Annotated in this window: 13 protein-coding genes; 5 read left to right on the forward strand and 8 right to left on the reverse strand. The window is 71.4% G+C overall.

Annotation, left to right across the window (positions count from 1 at the left end; all coding sequences use genetic code 11):
• Positions 1 to 89: 89 nt before the first annotated feature.
• From BS72_RS07315 to BS72_RS07345, 7 genes are all read right to left on the reverse strand, one after another.
• Positions 90 to 1,556, reverse strand: a complete 1,467-nt coding sequence (locus BS72_RS07315) for a glutamate--tRNA ligase (protein ID WP_051950787.1) — start codon at positions 1,554 to 1,556, stop codon at positions 90 to 92.
• 256 nt (positions 1,557 to 1,812) lie between these two features.
• The gene (locus BS72_RS07320; RefSeq protein ID WP_078901122.1) at positions 1,813 to 2,835 is read right to left on the reverse strand and encodes an amino acid--tRNA ligase-related protein; all 1,023 of its coding nucleotides are present in this window, start codon (positions 2,833 to 2,835) and stop codon (positions 1,813 to 1,815) included.
• Positions 2,836 to 2,902: 67 nt separating this feature from the next.
• Entirely contained in the window at positions 2,903 to 4,885 is a 1,983-nt protein-coding gene (locus BS72_RS32050) for a B12-binding domain-containing radical SAM protein (protein WP_051950788.1), read from the reverse strand.
• Entirely contained in the window at positions 4,872 to 6,158 is a 1,287-nt protein-coding gene (locus BS72_RS07330) for a pyridoxal phosphate-dependent aminotransferase (RefSeq protein ID WP_037908084.1), read from the reverse strand. The genes BS72_RS32050 and BS72_RS07330 overlap by 14 nt, the downstream gene beginning before the upstream one ends.
• Before the next feature lie 8 nt (positions 6,159 to 6,166).
• Positions 6,167 to 7,021 carry a class I SAM-dependent methyltransferase gene (locus tag BS72_RS32055; protein ID WP_051950789.1) on the reverse strand — a complete coding sequence of 285 codons (855 nt, stop codon included), beginning with the start codon at positions 7,019 to 7,021 and terminating at the stop codon, positions 6,167 to 6,169.
• A complete protein-coding gene (locus tag BS72_RS07340) occupies positions 7,014 to 8,084 on the reverse strand; it encodes an adenine nucleotide alpha hydrolase family protein (RefSeq protein ID WP_037908086.1) in 1,071 nt (356 codons plus the stop codon). The genes BS72_RS32055 and BS72_RS07340 overlap by 8 nt, the downstream gene beginning before the upstream one ends.
• Positions 8,081 to 9,214 (reverse strand): S66 peptidase family protein, encoded by a 1,134-nt coding sequence (locus tag BS72_RS07345; protein WP_078901123.1) that lies wholly within the window; start codon positions 9,212 to 9,214, stop codon positions 8,081 to 8,083. Before BS72_RS07345 ends, BS72_RS07340 begins: the two co-directional genes overlap by 4 nt.
• 582 nt (positions 9,215 to 9,796) lie before the next feature.
• Here BS72_RS07345 and BS72_RS07350 point away from each other — a divergent pair.
• From BS72_RS07350 to BS72_RS07360, 3 genes are all read left to right on the forward strand, one after another.
• Positions 9,797 to 11,143 (forward strand): HTTM domain-containing protein, encoded by a 1,347-nt coding sequence (locus BS72_RS07350; RefSeq protein WP_037908087.1) that lies wholly within the window; start codon positions 9,797 to 9,799, stop codon positions 11,141 to 11,143.
• Between the two features lie 127 nt (positions 11,144 to 11,270).
• Positions 11,271 to 12,410 carry a methyltransferase domain-containing protein gene (locus BS72_RS07355; protein ID WP_037908088.1) on the forward strand — a complete coding sequence of 380 codons (1,140 nt, stop codon included), beginning with the start codon at positions 11,271 to 11,273 and terminating at the stop codon, positions 12,408 to 12,410.
• On the forward strand, positions 12,407 to 12,790 hold the full coding sequence (locus BS72_RS07360; RefSeq protein ID WP_037908089.1) for a GntR family transcriptional regulator: 384 nt from the start codon (positions 12,407 to 12,409) through the stop codon (positions 12,788 to 12,790). Before BS72_RS07355 ends, BS72_RS07360 begins: the two co-directional genes overlap by 4 nt.
• 68 nt (positions 12,791 to 12,858) lie before the next feature.
• Here BS72_RS07360 and BS72_RS07365 read toward each other — a convergent pair whose 3' ends face one another.
• Entirely contained in the window at positions 12,859 to 14,052 is a 1,194-nt protein-coding gene (locus tag BS72_RS07365; protein ID WP_078901124.1) for a DUF5925 domain-containing protein, read from the reverse strand.
• A 257-nt stretch (positions 14,053 to 14,309) separates the two neighbouring features.
• Here BS72_RS07365 and BS72_RS07370 point away from each other — a divergent pair, with 257 nt between their 5' ends.
• Complete coding sequence (locus tag BS72_RS07370) at positions 14,310 to 15,098, forward strand: SGNH/GDSL hydrolase family protein (protein WP_037908096.1); 789 nt, start codon at positions 14,310 to 14,312, stop codon at positions 15,096 to 15,098.
• Between the two features lie 156 nt (positions 15,099 to 15,254).
• Positions 15,255 to 15,518 (forward strand): hypothetical protein, encoded by a 264-nt coding sequence (locus tag BS72_RS07375; protein ID WP_078901125.1) that lies wholly within the window; start codon positions 15,255 to 15,257, stop codon positions 15,516 to 15,518.
• The last annotated feature ends 14 nt before the right edge of the window (positions 15,519 to 15,532 follow it).

Genomic DNA, 15,532 nt, shown 5'->3' on the forward strand with positions numbered 1-15,532 from the left:
CCGGCTGGGGCGGGCTGGGACCGGCCCGCCCGGGCCGGCGCACCGGCCGTCCGGCGCGGCTCCCTTCCTGACGAGGCCGGTGGCGTCGGTCAGGCCGCGTGCCGGCGCCACCGCCTGAGTGCCTCGTCCCGGCCGAGGACCGCCACGCAGTCCCGCAACGGCAGCCTGGTGCCGGAGGCGCCGAGCATGGCCAGCAGCGCGCGGGTGATCCGGCCGTAGGCGTCCCGATCGCCGCCGGCCAGCTCCTTGGCCGTGGCCACCAGGTCCTCTCCGTCGGCGAGCGCCGCCACCGCCGCCTTCGCCCAGAGGGCGGCTTCGGGCTCCTGGCTCCGCCCCCGCGGGTCGCGGACGGCGAAGTCGAGGAGATCCAGGATCTCGTCGGCGTCGCTCAGCCGGGTGCGCAGGACGGGCGCCGCGCGGCACGCCAGCCGCTCGGCGGCCTGCCGGGACACGCCGGCGCCGGTCAGCCGCTCCGTGATGATCTCCTCCACGAACCCCGTCGGCGCGGCCGAGCGCAGGTAGGTTCGCGTCATCCAGGCGAGCTTCGGCAGCGACTGGTTGACGAATTCCTTGCGGCTGATGCGGGTGTAGTCGAACCCCTCGACCATCTCGTCGAGCGTGCGGATCTCCCGGCTGTCGCCGTCCCCGTAGCCCAGCAGCCCGTAGTAGTTCACCACCGCCTGCGGGGGCGTCCCGGCCCGCCGCAGCTCGTCGACGTAGAGCAGGTCGCCCGTCGGCAGGAAGCGGTCCCCGATGGTGAATCCCGGAGTGCGCACCAGAGGGTGATGCAGGTAGAGCGGTGGCTCAAGGCCCAGCGCACGGTGCATCACCGCTTGCGGCGCCATGTTGGACAGTCCCTCGATGCCGCGGATGACGTGGCTGATGCGCATCAGGCTGTCGTCCACGACGACGGTGAGGTGGTAGGTCGGCCAGCCGTCCGGCCGGCAGATCACGAAGTCGCTCAACTGCGAGACGGGCACGGTGACGGGGCCGCGCAGCAGATCGATCGAGGTGATCGCACCGCTGTCCGGGACGCGCAGCCGGATGGCCGGGGCGCGGTTCTCGCGGGCGGCCGCCTCGATGTCCGCGCGTGCCGGCTGCCGGCATCTGCCGTCGTAGGCACGGTGGCGGCTGCCCGGCCGGCGGGCCGCCGCTGCCACCTCGGCCAACCGCCCGGGTGAGCAGTAGCACCGGTACGCGTGCCCGGAGGCGAGAAGCGTCTCGACCGCCTCGCGATAGAGGTGCAGGCGCTCCGACTGGCGGTACGGCCCGAAACCGCCGCCGACCTCGGGGCCCTCGTCCCAGTGCAGTCCGAGCCACCGCAGCGCGTCCGGGTAACTCTGCAGAGTTCCCGGCGTCTGGCGGTCGACATCCGTGTCGTCCAGCCGGAGGATGAACGTGCCGCCGTAATGGCGGGCGAACAGCCACGAATAGAGCACCGTGCGGGTGATGAACGCCGGGCACGGCATTTCACCGTTGGGCGCGAACCTGACGCGGACCTGCTCGTGTCCCTCCGCCAGCGGAGGCTGCGGCGACTTGGCGGCTGAGGTAGGCATGCCGAAGGACTCCTCGGAAAAGCAGTACGGGAAGACCGCCGTCAGTCTGTCAGCGCCGTCGGCACCTCAACAGGGCCCCGGGCCCGATCGCTTGAGCGGCTCTCCCCGGCCCCTGCCGGCGCGGCGCCCTCGTCCGGCAGACCGGGCACGCGCCGCGCGGGTCGCCGCGCGCGACACGGGGCCGGCGCGCGACACGGGGTCGGGCGCCGGCGCGGGAACGCCGCCGGCCTGGCCCGGGGGAGAGCCCGAAGCCACCTCAGGGGACGATGGCCTTCCCCATCTCGCGCGGCAGCAGCTGCAGGTCGCGGATGTCGGAGTGGTCCAGGACCCACATGAGGTAGCGCTCTATGCCCATCCCGAAGCCGGAGGTCAGCAGGGGGTCGGTGACGCGCATGTCGGCGTACCACTCGTAGGCGGACTGCGGCACCTCGTGCAGCCGCAGCGCCTCCCGGAGCGACACGGCGGTCCGGTGCCGCTCACCGGCACCGACCACCTCGCCTGGGCCGAAGAGGAGATCGGCGTTGAGCGCGCGCTTTCGGTGTCCGTCCGCGAACGCCTGGTAGAACGGGACGGCGAGGTGGTCCCAGTGTGTGATCCAGACGAACTCGCCCACCCGCGAGATCAGTTCGCGTTCGCTGCGGCGGGGCAGCGTCCGCCAGCCGCCGTGGTCCTCCACCCCGCCCGGCCCCAGGAGGTCGGCCGCCTCGTCGAACGTGAGCTGGTGGAAGACGGGGGACCCGGCCAGGCGCTCCAGATGGTCCAGCCGCCCTCCCAGGGACAGGACGAGATCGGCCTCCGCCTCCAGCAGGCCGGCCGTGACGAACCGCAGATAGTCCTGGACCACCTCGATCACGGAGGTCAGCCCGCCTCGGATCTCGGCCTCGCTGTGGAAGAACTGGCTGAGGTGCGTCGGGTCGCTTGGCTCGCCACGGAACGACGGCATGACGTAGTAGCAGTCCGTACCGCTGACCCGGCAGCCCAGTTCGAGCATGAACTGCATCGAGTCGGCCAGGTAGGTGCGAACCCCCCCGAGGTCGACCGACACCGGGGTCGAGTCGCTGCCCCGGCCCATGGGGCTGGAGATGGAACCGGTGGTCACCGGGAGATGCATGGTCCGGGCCCGCCGGCCCCGCCAGAAATCGGACGTCAGTTCGCTCACGGCGTTCTGCAGCGTCGCCACGCCCCGGTACCAGGGGTTCGCGAGGATCATCCGGTGGTACCCCGCTCCCGCGTGCCAGGCACCCGAAGGGGAGATCGTCCGCGTGAGGTGTTCGGTCATGGCCTGCTCCTTGGGTCCGGGGGCCGGGGGTCGGCTCGACAGGGGTACGGGCGGTCTGCGGCCGCACTCAGAGGCCGGGTTCGACGACCTGGAAGGACTTGGGCACCTGCACGCTGCCGTGGTAGATCGCGAGCAGGAAGGAGTCGGCGGGAGCCCCCGCGAACCGCGCGCCGTCCAGCCGCACGTCCACCTCCTGGCCGGCGGCCTCCCGCGCGTGCAGTTGGCCCACCTCCACCAACAGGTCGTGGACGGCGGCGGTCAACGTGACGGTGACCGGCGCGGCGTCGGGCTCGCCGGTGACGCTGGCCCGCAGCGCGCGCACGGCCGCGATCTGGAAGGCGACGAGGCCCTCGAAGATGTCGGCGTCGAGCGTGCCGTCCGCGCTGACGGCCTGCCACACCCGCGCCGCCGCCAGGCCGACGAGCTGCTCCGCGGCTCCCCCGGACAGCAGGTGCGTCATCACCGCCTGGTAGTGCGTGTGGTCCGGGATCACGTCGGTTCCGATCAACCCCGCCACGAGCTCCCGGTCGTAGGCGTCGGCGTCGGTCCACACCGCGCGATGGTTCCGCACGAGTGCGTCGAGCACCGCGGTGGTACGTGTCCTGCGGATCCAGTCGTTGAGGACGCGGCACAGGTCGACGACCCGCCGGCCGGTCAGCCGGCTCACGGCGCGGATGAGGCCGCGCAGCAGGCCCGCGTGGAAGACCGCCATCGTGAGCCGGAGTTCCATCAGCTCCAGCCATTCCGCCTCGGTCATCTCCGCGTGCTCGATGACGAACTCCGCCTGCATCTCGGCGTTCGTGATCTGGTACGGCAGCCGCCGGGTCCGTACCGCGTGGTCGTCCCGGAACGCCGACGTCGTGTACTCCGTGTTGTTGAGCAGGAGCAGCGGGTAGACGACGGGTGAGCCGCCACTGGCGATCACGTACTCAAGGCCGGCGAGGAACGTCTCGACGCTCTCGCCGGGCATCCCCCAGATGAGTTCGGTGTAGGTCGGGATGCCGCGGCGCTCGAATTCGCCCTGGAGGCTGCGGTAGTAGGCCGGCTTGATGTTGGTGCGCCGCGCTATGGCGAGGACCTCGGGCGTGAAGGACTGGGCCGACAGGGTGACGGCGGCGATGACGTTGCCGGAGTACAGGATGTCGGCGATCGCCAGCACCCGCTTGCTGGTGTTCTTGGCCCAGTTCGTGAAGAGGAAGATCCGCTTGTCGAACCGGCGGAGCTCCGCCACCAGCCACTCGGCGATCTCGACGTCCTGGCCGATGATCCCGAAGTTGGCGTCGGCGATGAACAGCGTCGCCTCGGGGCTCGCGTGCCGGACCACGAAGGAGATCTCGTCCTTGATCCGCTGGAGAGGGAAGGGGCGGACCTTGGACCGGGTGGCGCCGCCCCAGTAGCAGAAGGCGCACGAGTAGGGGCAGCCGCGGTTCGTCTCCAGGATGATCACCCGGGAGTCGCGGATCTCCTCCGGGCTGTACACCCCGCTGAGCAGCGGTGACGGTATCGAGGAGAGGTCGGAGATCCGTTCGCCCACCGGGACCGTGCAGATCTTCCCGGCCCGGCGGAAGCTGATGCCGGGTATACCGGCCGCACCTCTGCCCGCGGACGACCGGGCCAACTCCTTCAGCAGGTCGCGGAAGGTGAACTCGCCCTCACCGTGCACCAGGTAGTCGACGGCCGCTGACTCCGCGAACACGGCCTCCTGCTGATGGGTGACGTCGTTGCCCCCCAGGACGACCGTGCACTGCGGCCACTTGCGCTTGACCGCTTCGGCGAAGCGCATCGAGGGGTGCCGGTTCCAGAAGTACACCGAGACCGCGAGGACGTCCACGCGGCCGAGGCCGGCGAGCCATCCGTCGATGCGGTCCACGATGTCGGGCGCCTGGAAGAGCACATGCTTGTGGAACTCGTACGCCGCCTCGCACTCCTGGTCGGCGGCGGCCGCCGCGTGCAGGTACCCGAGGTTCAGGCTGTACCTCACACCCGGCATCGGGGTGATCTCCAGCAGGTGGCACGCGAGCTTGCGCTGCCCCGTGTCAGCCTCGGCCATCGCTGTCCCCTCCTGCCAGGAGGCCCGCGGAGCGCAGGCGGTCGCATGCCTCGGCGAGCGTGGCGGGCTCGCGCCCGATGAACATCCGCACGTGGTGGCCGCCGCGCGCCCCGGGGCGGAGGGGCCGGTCGGCCGGCCAGGCGTCGGACATCAGGACGCCCGCGCGCACCGCGCACCGCTCCAGATAGTCCGCCCGGCTCCCGCTCCGGAAGGCGTCCGGGACCGGGAGGAGGACGTAGGGCCCGGCCGGCCCGCTGATGACCGCGTCGGACGGGACGCCCGCGCCCGCCAGGCGGTCGATGACGGTCCGGCGCCGCACCCGGTACGCCGCGCGTTCGGTACGCAGGTACTCCTCGACCGCGGGTCGGTCCTCCAGCCACCGGGCCATCGCGTCCTGCAGCACACCGCCGGTGTTGAAGCTGTGGCGCGCCCGGTAGCGGTTGACCAGGGTGTCCAGCAGTGGCGGCGGGCCGGTCAGCGCGCCCAGGGCCCACCCGTTGCAGTTGAACTGCTTGCCGAGCGACCGGACGGCGAGCCACGTCAGGTCCTGGGCATCAGGCCGGGCGAGGATCTCGCGGACGGACGACACCGGCTCCTCGCCGGGATCGTCGAAACCGTAGTAGGCGTCGTCCACCAGGATCGCCGCCCGGTGTTCCGCGGCCAGTGCCACGAGGGCTCGGACGGCCTCCCGCGACCAGCTGCGCCCGGTCGGGTTGTGCTGGGCGTTGAGCACCACCAGGCCGGGCGACTCGGACAGGCCCGAGGCGAAGGCGTCGACGGAGGCGGCGGTGGGCTCCCAGCGGCCGTCCCGCGACACGTCGAGGTAGGCCATCCGGAAACCGAGGGGCTCCAGCACCCCGGCGTAGTCCCACGAGGGGCCAGCGACGACGGCGAGGGGCCGGTCGCGGTAGCCGGAGTCCCGCAGCAGTTCGGCGTAGTCGCGCATGGCCAGCCGGGTTCCGGTCCAGCTCACGGCCACCTCGAAGGCGCCCTCGAAGGTGCCGATCCGGTGGGTGTCGCGAATGTACCCGCGGAGCACCGAGCGCAGCCGCGGCAGGCCGTACATCGAGAGTTGGTATCCGTGTGCGGCGTCGGGGGCCGCGCCGAGCGCGTCCACCAGCGCCGCCGGGGTCCGGCCCCACACCTCACCAAGCCCGAGGAGGATCGGCTCACCGGGCCGGTCCGGTCGCGCGAGAAAGGCTTCGAGCCATGCCGTGTCCGGTAGCCGGTTGGGGCGGACTCCGGTCTCCAGAAGGGTCGCCAGGGCGTTCACCGGCGGCGCTACCGGACGGCTCGGCTCTGGTGGAGCACCCGCTCCGGATTGGGATGCCCGCGGCGGTACATCAGGATGTCGTACCGCGCGTAGCCGAGGTTCTCGTCGAACAGCTCGTAGAAGTAGGCCAACCGCCGGCCGACGGCGTCGAGGACCCGCGCGTCGAGGCGTGCCAGGTGCGGCTGGTCGAGGACGGACCGCACGTAGGCCGCGATGCTCTCGGGGCTCTGCCGTACGTACGCGTAGGTCTCCTGGTCGATCAGTGTGGACCCGTCGTCGGAGAAGAGGTCCCGCCAGTAGTCCTGGTCGGTGACGGGCAGGTCGACGCCTATCGCCGCGCCGACCCTCCGGCGGAGATCGTCGGGGGGCGGCGAGGCGTAGTAGATGGGCACGGCGGCGAGTACTCCCCGCGGCGCGAGGACGCGGTAGTACTCGTCCCGGGCGCCGCGGTGGTCGGTCATGAAGGACGTCACGTTGCTGCAGTAGACGAGGTCGAACGTGCCGTCCCGGTAGGGGAGGTCGGTGCCGTCGGCAACGTCGAAGCGCACGTTGTCCAACCCGTGGCGGGCGGCCTTCTCGGTGGCGAAGGCGGTCGAGACGGGGTTGACGTCCACACCGACGACCTCGCCGTCGATCCAGCTGGCGAACTCGATGCTGGTGTAGCCGGTGTTGCTGCCGACCTCCAGCACGCGAACACCCGGCCGCAGGCGGGCCATGTCGATGACGCGGCGGATCGTCCTGCCGCCGCCGGAGGGCATGTTCGGTTCGTTGACCAGCCCGACCAGCGTGGAGAAGTCCAGGTCCGGCACGTCGCCGACCCGCAGCCCCTCCAGGGCGTCGCTGATGACCGTGGACTCAGGCATGCGCGGTTCCTTCTCCAGTCGTCGCCAGGAAGCTCGGGATCCCCAGGTCGACAGCCTCCCGAACGGCGCTGCCGGGCCGCACGCCGATGCGCTGCACCTTGTCCAGCGCCTCCGCCCGGGTGAGGGAGCCCAGGCGGACGTGGTGTGCCAACTCGTACACGTAGGGGTGGAAGCCGTACCGGTTGACGTGGTCGAGGATCAGGACCCCGTTCAGCCGGCAGTTCGTCGAGCAGGAATCGGTGTCGCTCGGCCGCGACCACCCCAGCCGCGCGAGCTGCCGGACGGTGTCCTCCTCGCTGTACCCGGTGGCGTAGAGCGGGTTCAGCAGCCCGGCCGGTCCGCCCGGTGCCGCGGTGGCGCGCCAGGTCCGCAACTGCTCGGCCAGCGGACCCGACCGGGCCGACAGCGGGTCGAAATGGCGGTCGATCACATCCCGCAGAAAGGAGACCGGGACCAGCGGGCTCGTGGTCAGCTGCCCCGGTGTCCACCCCCCGACCAGCAGGGGGATGGTGTGGGCGGTCGCGAAGCGCAGGCCGGCCGCCAGCACCATCGAGATGCACGAACCGCATCCCCCCGTGGAGTACTTGATGGTGTCGGCCCCGAAGTCCGTCGCCAGACTGACCTGGTAGAGGGGCCGCATCAGGCCCTTCGGCGGCCGGAACCGGACATGATCGACGGCCAGGGCGTCCAGTACCCGCCGGATGTTCTCGTCGGCCTCGGCGGACAGGTAGCCGTTGTCGAGGGTGAAGGCCAGCGGCCGAAGGCCGAGCTCGCGCTGGGCCACCATCAGGGCGAGCGAACTGTCCTTGCCGCCGCTGTAGAGCACCAGGCAGTCGTAGGCGCGGTCCGGAGCGGCTCCCTCCAGGGCGGCGCCCACCGCGTCGGTGAGGGCCTCGCGGGCGACGTCGATCCGCTCGCTCTCGTCCCCGCAGTACCGGCACACACCGGACGCGTCGAACGAGATGTCGGGGAACGAGGCGGGCAGGACACAGCGCCGGCAGATCTGCTGGTCGTAGCGGACGCGGATCTCGCCGTCGGCGGTCTCGATCCGGACGTTCGTCAAGGTGCTCCCCCTGATGTGACGGGTGGTTCGGTGATCACCAACGACTGCTCTGTCGCGTCCAGCCGGCACGCGACGCCGACCGGGAGGGTGAGCCGGGGTTCGGTGTGCCCGAAATCGACGTCGACCATCACCGGGATGTCGTCGCGGCCCAGCGCCTCCCTGACCACCCGGTCGAACGCCGACGAGTCGCCCGGCGGACTGGTCGTCGGACGGCAGTGCCGTCCGACGACCAGTCCGCGGATGCCGTCCAACTGCCCGGACCAGCGCCACTGGGACAGCAGCCCGAGGAACTCCTCGGGGCCCGTGCCGAGGGTCTCCAGGCAGAGGATCGCGCCCTGGGTGTCCGGCATCCACGGCGTGCCGAACAGCCGCGAGGCGGTAGGCGCGCAGCCGGGCAGCAGCCACCCCTCCGCGGTCCCGGGCGCGAGTGTGCGCCAGGCGGCGGGTCGGGTACGGCGCGGGCGGACGTCGTCCACCTCCCAGAGGAGGAACTCGTCGGTCCACCGGCTCGGCGCCGTCAGACGGACGGGGCCCTGCCAGGGGGACACCGCCTCGCGGAACCGGGCCGCGGTGTAGGGCCAGGCTCCGCCGACCTCCCCCCATTCGGAGACGACCATCGGACCGTGGAAGGTGACGGTCCGCGCGCACCGCAGGGCGGCCCACAGCAGGGACGTGACGTCGCTGTAGCCCACGACGGGCTTGCCGCAGTCCCGTATGAGGTCGAAGTCCAGATGCGGCAGCACGCGAACGGTGGTGTAGCCGCCCACCGCGCACATCACCAGATCGACGTCCGGATCGAGCAGCAACCCGTGCAGGTCCGCCGCGAGTTCTTCCGGGGTACCGGCGCCGACACCGTCATCGCACCGCGTCCGGGCGGCGCACCGGACCGTGAAGCCGTCCTCCTCCAGAGCGGCCACGGCTCTGGAGAACCGTCGCGGAAACCGGGCGGGTGCCGGGGACGACGGCGTCCAGACGCCTATGACGGCGTTCCCCCCGACGGCCCGCGGCAGGTGCAGGCCGTCAGGACGCATCGGCGACCCGTCGGGACCCCGCGCGGGTTCCCGTACCGCCGAGAACCCGGTGTCCAGCACCGGTGCATTCGGCATTCGGAATACGCCGTGCGCGAGCATTCACGTGGTCGAGCTGAAAGTGCGGAACGGGGATTTTCGTATGGAACAGAGACACGTCTCCTCCTGCGGCGCAAGAGCTCGAACACAACCCGCCCATGGAAAGGGGCAGCGAGGCATTGCCCGATTCGGCTCCGATCATAACCACGGTCTCGCGTTCAAAGAAACGGTTGTGTTTTTCGCACCGCGTGGGTAGGAAGCGCCACGTGCCCCGATGCCAGGAGTCCCTCAGGAGCGGCCGCCGGGGCTGACCAGGCGCCGATGCCAGTCGTGCCACGAATCGCCGGACAGGGCGGGAAGCAGCTCGCGATCGACCTCGCCGTACGAGGTCAACCGCTCTTCCGGCCGCCGGTCGAGCCTGCTACGGTCGCTCCGGCTGTCGCGCATTGCCACGGCCCGCCGGTGTTCCGCACCGGGGGGAATTCGGAATCGAATGGGGGAGTGGACGTGTCGCAACGGCCTTTGTCGGCGACGGGGCGGAGTGCCGTGAAACGGGCGTTCCTGCCCGTGGGGGCGGCGCGGTCCGTCAGGGAGAATCGGGCTCGATACGTCACGGCGGGAATTCTCTGCCTTTCCTGCCTCGCCGTGGTCGCCCAGTCGGGCGTGCCCACAGGCGGCGGACACGCGGACGTCGAACCGGCTCTCGCCGTGCTGCGCGCGGCTCTGTGCTGCGCGGTCGTCTCCCTGCTTCTGGTGTGCCGCGTCTTCAGCTCGTTCTACACCGACGCGGGCTTCCTCTACCGAAGCCATCCGCTCCTTCCGAAGCGCGCTCTCGGTGCCGCCGGGTTCCGCCGGCTGAAACTGCTGGTCCTGGTGTCATCGATCCTGTACGGGATCGGATTCCTGCTCCCGCTCACCGGCGCGCTGTTCTGCTGTTCATTCGCGGTGCTGAACTTCTACGCCACGCGCTTCTCGACGGACTACTGGATCACCAACACCCATCTGAACATCTTCTCCTTCCTGGTCTACTTCTCCGGCGGCGGCCGCGGCCACAGCGTCGACAGCCTCTTCGGCGTCCCGGGCTGGCACGCGGCGAGCGTCGCGAGCCTCTCCTTCCTCGTCATGAGGCTCTACGTGGTGCTCGTCTACTTCCAGGCCGGAATCTCCAAAGTGCTGGCAGGGGGAAGCGACTGGTTCCTGACGGGGCAGTCGCTGCGCGTGGCCGTCGGCATCCACGGGACCCGCCGCGGAAGGCAGCTGCTCGCGACACCGGGAAGGCGCACCTGCGCGGCCGTCGCCACCGGCGTCTTCGAGCTGCTGGCCCCGGTGGCTTTGGTCTCCAGGACGGTCTTCATCTGCTTCCTGGCCATCGCCCTGGTCTTCCATTTCGCCACATGGCTGACCCTCGGCATATCGTTCTGGTTCCTCTGGATCCTCTACCCGGGGCTGCTGCTTGGAGCCCGGTGGCACGACGGCGCGGGCCCAGGCCGTCAGGTGTGGATCCTGGTCGCGTTGGCGGCGGTGATGCTGGCACACACGCTGCTGAGGGGCTCGCACTGGCCGATCTCCTGCCACGACCTGTTCGCCGATCTCTTCCCCATGGAGCTGGACTACTACGCCGTGGTCCTCGTCGACGCGGCGGGGGACGAGCAGTTCGCGCTTCCCGGCGCTGTCGTCCCGATCGAGTACTTCCGCACGGCGAACCTGATCGGGAACGTGTTCCTCAGGGGTTCCGACCGCGGTGTGCGGGACGCCCTGGCGAAGTCCGTTCTCGGCTGGGCCAACGGATGCCGGTGGCCGCGAGGCGGCGAGATCATGCATCCGGTCCGCCGGAATCCGCAGATCCCCTTCGTCGGTGTCAGAATCGCCCTGTACCGCTTCGACTTCCGGCGCCTTCAGCCGTCGCAGCAACTGGACAGCTGCGGCAGTCTGGTTCGGGACCTGCACGTGTACGGGGGCGTCCCCGGGGCCGCCGAGGAGATCGGCGCCTGAAGGGTGTTCCGCCACCGGCCGACCTGCTCCCGGTCCCGTCAGGTAGGCCCGGGCGTCTGCGGGCCCGGTCCGCCCCGTCTGACGAGCGGATCCCGGGGGTGTCACAGGGGGATGCCAGGCTGTTCCCATGGACGACACCACACAGAGCGCGGACTACTGGGACGCCCGGGCCGAGCGGTTCGACGAGGAGCCCGACCACGGCCTGCGCGACCCGCGGGTGCGGCAGGCGTGGGCGGCCCGGTTGCGCACGTGGCTGCCTTCGGAAGCCAGTGACGTGCTCGACCTCGGATGCGGCACCGGCAGTCTCGCGCTGCTCGCGGCAGAGGCAGGGCACCGCGTCACCGCGCTCGACCGCTCACCGCGTATGGCCGCGCTGGCCCGGGCCAAGCTGTCCGGCACGCCGGCGCGCGTTCTCGTGGCCGACGCCGCCCGCCCGCCCGTGCCTGCGGGCTCCTTCGACGTCGTCCTGGTGCGGCACGTGCTGTGGGCCCTGCCCGATCCGGCCGCCGTCCTGCGCCACTGGGCCGGCCTGCTGCGGCCGGGCGGCCGGCTCGTCCTGGTGGAAGGGCGGTGGAACTCCCTCAGCCCCGTCGGCATAGCCGCCACGGCCCTCGCCGAACTCGCCGCCCCTCTCGGCGGCTCGCTCCTCGTCGAACAGCTGGGCGGCGACCCCGGGCTGTGGGGCCGCGCGGTCGACGACGAGCGGTACGCGGCGGTGATCCGCCCCGCGGCCCGCCCAGCGGGTCGGCACACCGAGATCGTCGACGTGCACCTCCTGCTGCTGCGGGGCGAGGAGGTGCTGCTCGCCCGCCGCACCGGCACCGGATACGCCGACGGGCTGCTGGACGCCCCCTCCGGCCACCTGGAGGAGGGCGAGGACGTCAGGAGCGGGATGATCCGCGAGGCCCGCGAGGAGATCGGGATCGATCTCGACCCCGATCGGCTGGAGGCGGTGCTGGTCATGCAGCACCGGGCCCCGGGCGGGACGGCGCGCGTCGGCTGGTTCTTCACCGCCCGGCACGACCCCGGCGACCCCGAGCCGGTCAACCGCGAGCCGGACAGATGCTCGGAACTCCGGTGGTGTCCGCTCGACGCCCTGCCCGACGACATGGTCGCCTACTGCCGGGCGGGCATCGGCGCCTACCGGGCCGGGCACCGCTTCCTGCTCCACCTCCACGAGCCGGAGGACACCATCGCGTACGCCTCCGGCGGACCGGACCGCGCGGTGCCACTGGGGCCGTCCGCTGTGCCAGTATCCAGGCCATGAGCCTGAAGATCACCGTCGATCCGGGCGCGACAGCCCCGCCCTACGAGCAACTGCGCGCCCAGATCGCCGAGAGGGCGCGCACGGGAGAGCTCCCCGTGCACTACAAGCTGCCCACCGTGCGGGGCCTGGCCGAGGAGCTGGGGCTCGCGGCGAACACCGTCGCCAAGGCGTACCGCGCCCTGGAGGCGGACGGGGTGATCGAGACCCGCGGACGGCACGGCACCTACATCGCGGCGGGTGACGCCCACGCCAGGGAGGTTGCCGCGGCGGCGTCGGCCTACGTGGAGCGCGTCCGCCGCCTCGGTCTGGACCGGGACGCCGCACGCGCCGCCGTGGAGGAGGCACTGCGGGCCGGCTACCGCGAGGCCCGGGACGCCTGACGGCCCCGGCCGTCTCCCGGACCTCCCCGGCCGTCTCCCGGACCTCCCCGGGAGACGGCCGGGACGGGCTACAGGTACAGGCCGTCCGTCGGCCGGGAGGGCACCGGCAGGGCCGGGAAGGCGCCGCGGCGCAGGGCGTAGAGCTCCGCGAGAGTCGCGCCCTCGCGATCGATGCCCTCACTGGTGCCCAGCCACCGCGCGGCCTCGTCCCGGCTGAGCCGGCCGACCTCGATACGGGCCAGGCAGCGTCCGGGCCGCACCACCGCCGGGTGCATGCGCTCCAGGTCCTCGTTGGTGGTGATGCCGACCAGGACGTTGCGGCCCTGCCCGAGCAGGCCGTCGGTGAGGTTGAGCAGGCGGGACAGGGACTGGCCGGTCTGGTGTTTGGCCTCGCCCCGGATCAGCTCGTCGCAGTCCTCCAGCATCAGCAGACGCCAGCGCTCGCCGTCCTCGTCGCTCTCCCCGACGGCGACGTCCATGAGGTACCCGACATCGCTGAACAACTGCTCCGGGTCCAGCACGCAGTCCACCCGGCACCACTCCTGCCACGCGCGGGCCAGGGTGCGCAGCGCCGAGGTCTTGCCGGTGCCCGGCGGGCCGTGGAGGAGCAGCAGCCGACCGGTGACGTCGTCGGCCGTCATCTTCATCAGGCTGTCCAACGCCTCGGCCACCGGCGCCGTGTAGTTGGCGCGCAGTTCCTCCCACGGGGCCGCCGAGATCTTGCGGGTGATGCGGTGCGCGCCTCTGCGGGGTGAGACGTACCAGAAGCCCATGGGGACGCTGTCCGGCTGCGGCTTCGGCTCGTCCTCCGCGTCCTGGACCGCTGACGTGAGGACGTGCTCGGCGAGTTCGTCGGAGGTCGCGATCACGGTCACGTCGGCTCCGGCGCTCCATCGCGAGACCAGGATCGTCCACCCCTCGCCCTCGGCCAGGACCGCGCTGCGGGTGCCCTTGCGGGCCTGGCGCAGCACCAGGGCCCCCGGAGGCAGCAGCGTCAGGCCGGACCGTACCTTCTCCACGGTCGCGCCGCAGGAGTACGGCTGCTCACCGGAGGCGAACCTGCCGAGGAAGAGGGCGTCCACCACGTCTGCGGGGGAATCGCCGTCGTCCAGGGCCATGTGGAGCGGCAGCGCCCGTGCCGGGTCGGAGGACCCGGGGGTGCCCGCGCCGCCGTCGGCGGGCGGGTCGGTCCCCTCGTGCGGGGCGGATGCGGGGACGGTGGGCGGCACGAGCCTCCTCGGAGTCCGGGGTGCGGTGGACATGCCGCCATGGTCCGGCATGCGCCCGGATCAGCCCACCACTTTTTCACCGGAGAACGTACGTGTCCGCCACCGTAAACCCCACGAAAGGGTTGATTTGCCGTACGCGCGTCCGGATATGACCTGAACAGGGCCAACATCTCCAGCCGGTGACGGCCCTGACGACTGCTCACTCACACGTGCGGAACAGCGCCGCACCACCCCTCTCCCGCCGGGCGAAGTCTCCGGGGCCGTGGGGAACCGTCAAGGAGGTCACCGAAATGCACAGGCGCGCATCGGCTGCGGTCGCGTTCCTTCTCGCCTGCGTCCTCGCCGCCGTGGGCGCGTCCCCCGCCCGCGCCGCGGGCACCGGATACGTCGCGCTCGGCGACTCCTACTCCTCCGGTCTCGGCGCCGGGAGCTACGAAGCCTCCAGCGGCACGTGCGACCGAAGCAGCAAGGCCTACCCGTCCCTGTGGGCCAAGGCCCACAAGCCCGCCTCCTTCGCCTTCACCGCCTGCGCCAGCGCCACCACCACCGACGTGGTCCACCGCCAGCTCGGGCCGCTGAGCCGGTCGACCGGCCTGGTCAGCATCAGCGTCGGCGGCAACGACGCGGGGTTCGGCGACGTCATGACGGCCTGCCTGACCTCTTCCACGAACGCCTGCGAGGACCGCATCGCCCGGGCGCGGACCTTCATCCGGAACCGCCTTCCGGGGCTGCTCGACACCACCTACACCGCCATCAGGAGCCGCGCCCCGAAGGCCCGGGTGGTGGCGCTCGGGTACCCGCGCCTGTACGCCGTGCCGGGCACCTGTCTGCTGGGCCTGAGCGACACCGTCCGCCGCGCACTCGACTCCGCGGCGGACGATCTGGACGGAGTGATCGCCAAACGCGCCGCAGGCCACGGCTTCGCCTTCGCGGACGTACGCGGACGGTTCGCCAAGCACGAGCTGTGCTCGAACAGCCCGTGGCTGCACAGCGTGACACTCCCGCCCTCGGCGTCCTACCACCCGACGGCGACCGGGCAGTCCGGGGGCTATCTGCGGGCCTTCACCGACGCCGCATGACGCCCGGTCAGTGGTCCGTACTGGCGTTCTTGGCCAACCCCCTTGTGCGGAAGGTGAATCGGGAGATAAGGGCAACCAGGGGATGCGCACGTGACGCGGCGGAGCGATAGGGTTAATCTGCCCGAGGCGGGTGCCCTCGACAGGGTGGGGAGAACCATGGAACAGATAGCGATGCACAGCAGGCCGAGAGTGCCTGCCATCAACTGCGGTACCAGCGCGTCCAGCGCACGTCTGGACCGGCATCTGTCCGTCCTGGCCGGTCCCGCGCTGCCTCAGCGGGAGACCGAGGAAGCCGCTGTGCTCATGCGTGAGATCACCTCACGCAACACCGTCCACACCCAGGCCAACAGGGGTGCCCGCGTCTCCCTGTTCGCACCGCTGCGCCGGCTGAGCCGCTCCCTCTTCGGCAACGGGGGCTGACCTCCCCGGTACAC

Source organism: Actinacidiphila yeochonensis CN732 (assembly GCF_000745345.1).
GTDB lineage: Bacteria > Actinomycetota > Actinomycetes > Streptomycetales > Streptomycetaceae > Actinacidiphila > Actinacidiphila yeochonensis.

Bases quoted from the DNA above. Each gene is read 5' to 3' on its own strand.
- BS72_RS07360 (WP_037908089.1), top strand. From the start codon at position 12,407: ATGAGCCTGAAGATCACCGTCGATCCGGGCGCGACAGCCCCGCCCTAC.
- BS72_RS07375 (WP_078901125.1), top strand. From the start codon at position 15,255: ATGGAACAGATAGCGATGCACAGCAGGCCGAGAGTGCCTGCCATCAAC.
- BS72_RS32050 (WP_051950788.1), bottom strand. From the start codon at position 4,885: ATGGCCGAGGCTGACACGGGGCAGCGCAAGCTCGCGTGCCACCTGCTG.
- BS72_RS07320 (WP_078901122.1), bottom strand. From the start codon at position 2,835: ATGACCGAACACCTCACGCGGACGATCTCCCCTTCGGGTGCCTGGCAC.
- BS72_RS07365 (WP_078901124.1), bottom strand. From the start codon at position 14,052: ATGTCCACCGCACCCCGGACTCCGAGGAGGCTCGTGCCGCCCACCGTC.
- BS72_RS07345 (WP_078901123.1), bottom strand. From the start codon at position 9,214: ATGCTCGCGCACGGCGTATTCCGAATGCCGAATGCACCGGTGCTGGAC.
- BS72_RS07355 (WP_037908088.1), top strand. From the start codon at position 11,271: ATGGACGACACCACACAGAGCGCGGACTACTGGGACGCCCGGGCCGAG.
- BS72_RS07370 (WP_037908096.1), top strand. From the start codon at position 14,310: ATGCACAGGCGCGCATCGGCTGCGGTCGCGTTCCTTCTCGCCTGCGTC.
- BS72_RS07315 (WP_051950787.1), bottom strand. From the start codon at position 1,556: ATGCCTACCTCAGCCGCCAAGTCGCCGCAGCCTCCGCTGGCGGAGGGA.
- BS72_RS32055 (WP_051950789.1), bottom strand. From the start codon at position 7,021: ATGCCTGAGTCCACGGTCATCAGCGACGCCCTGGAGGGGCTGCGGGTC.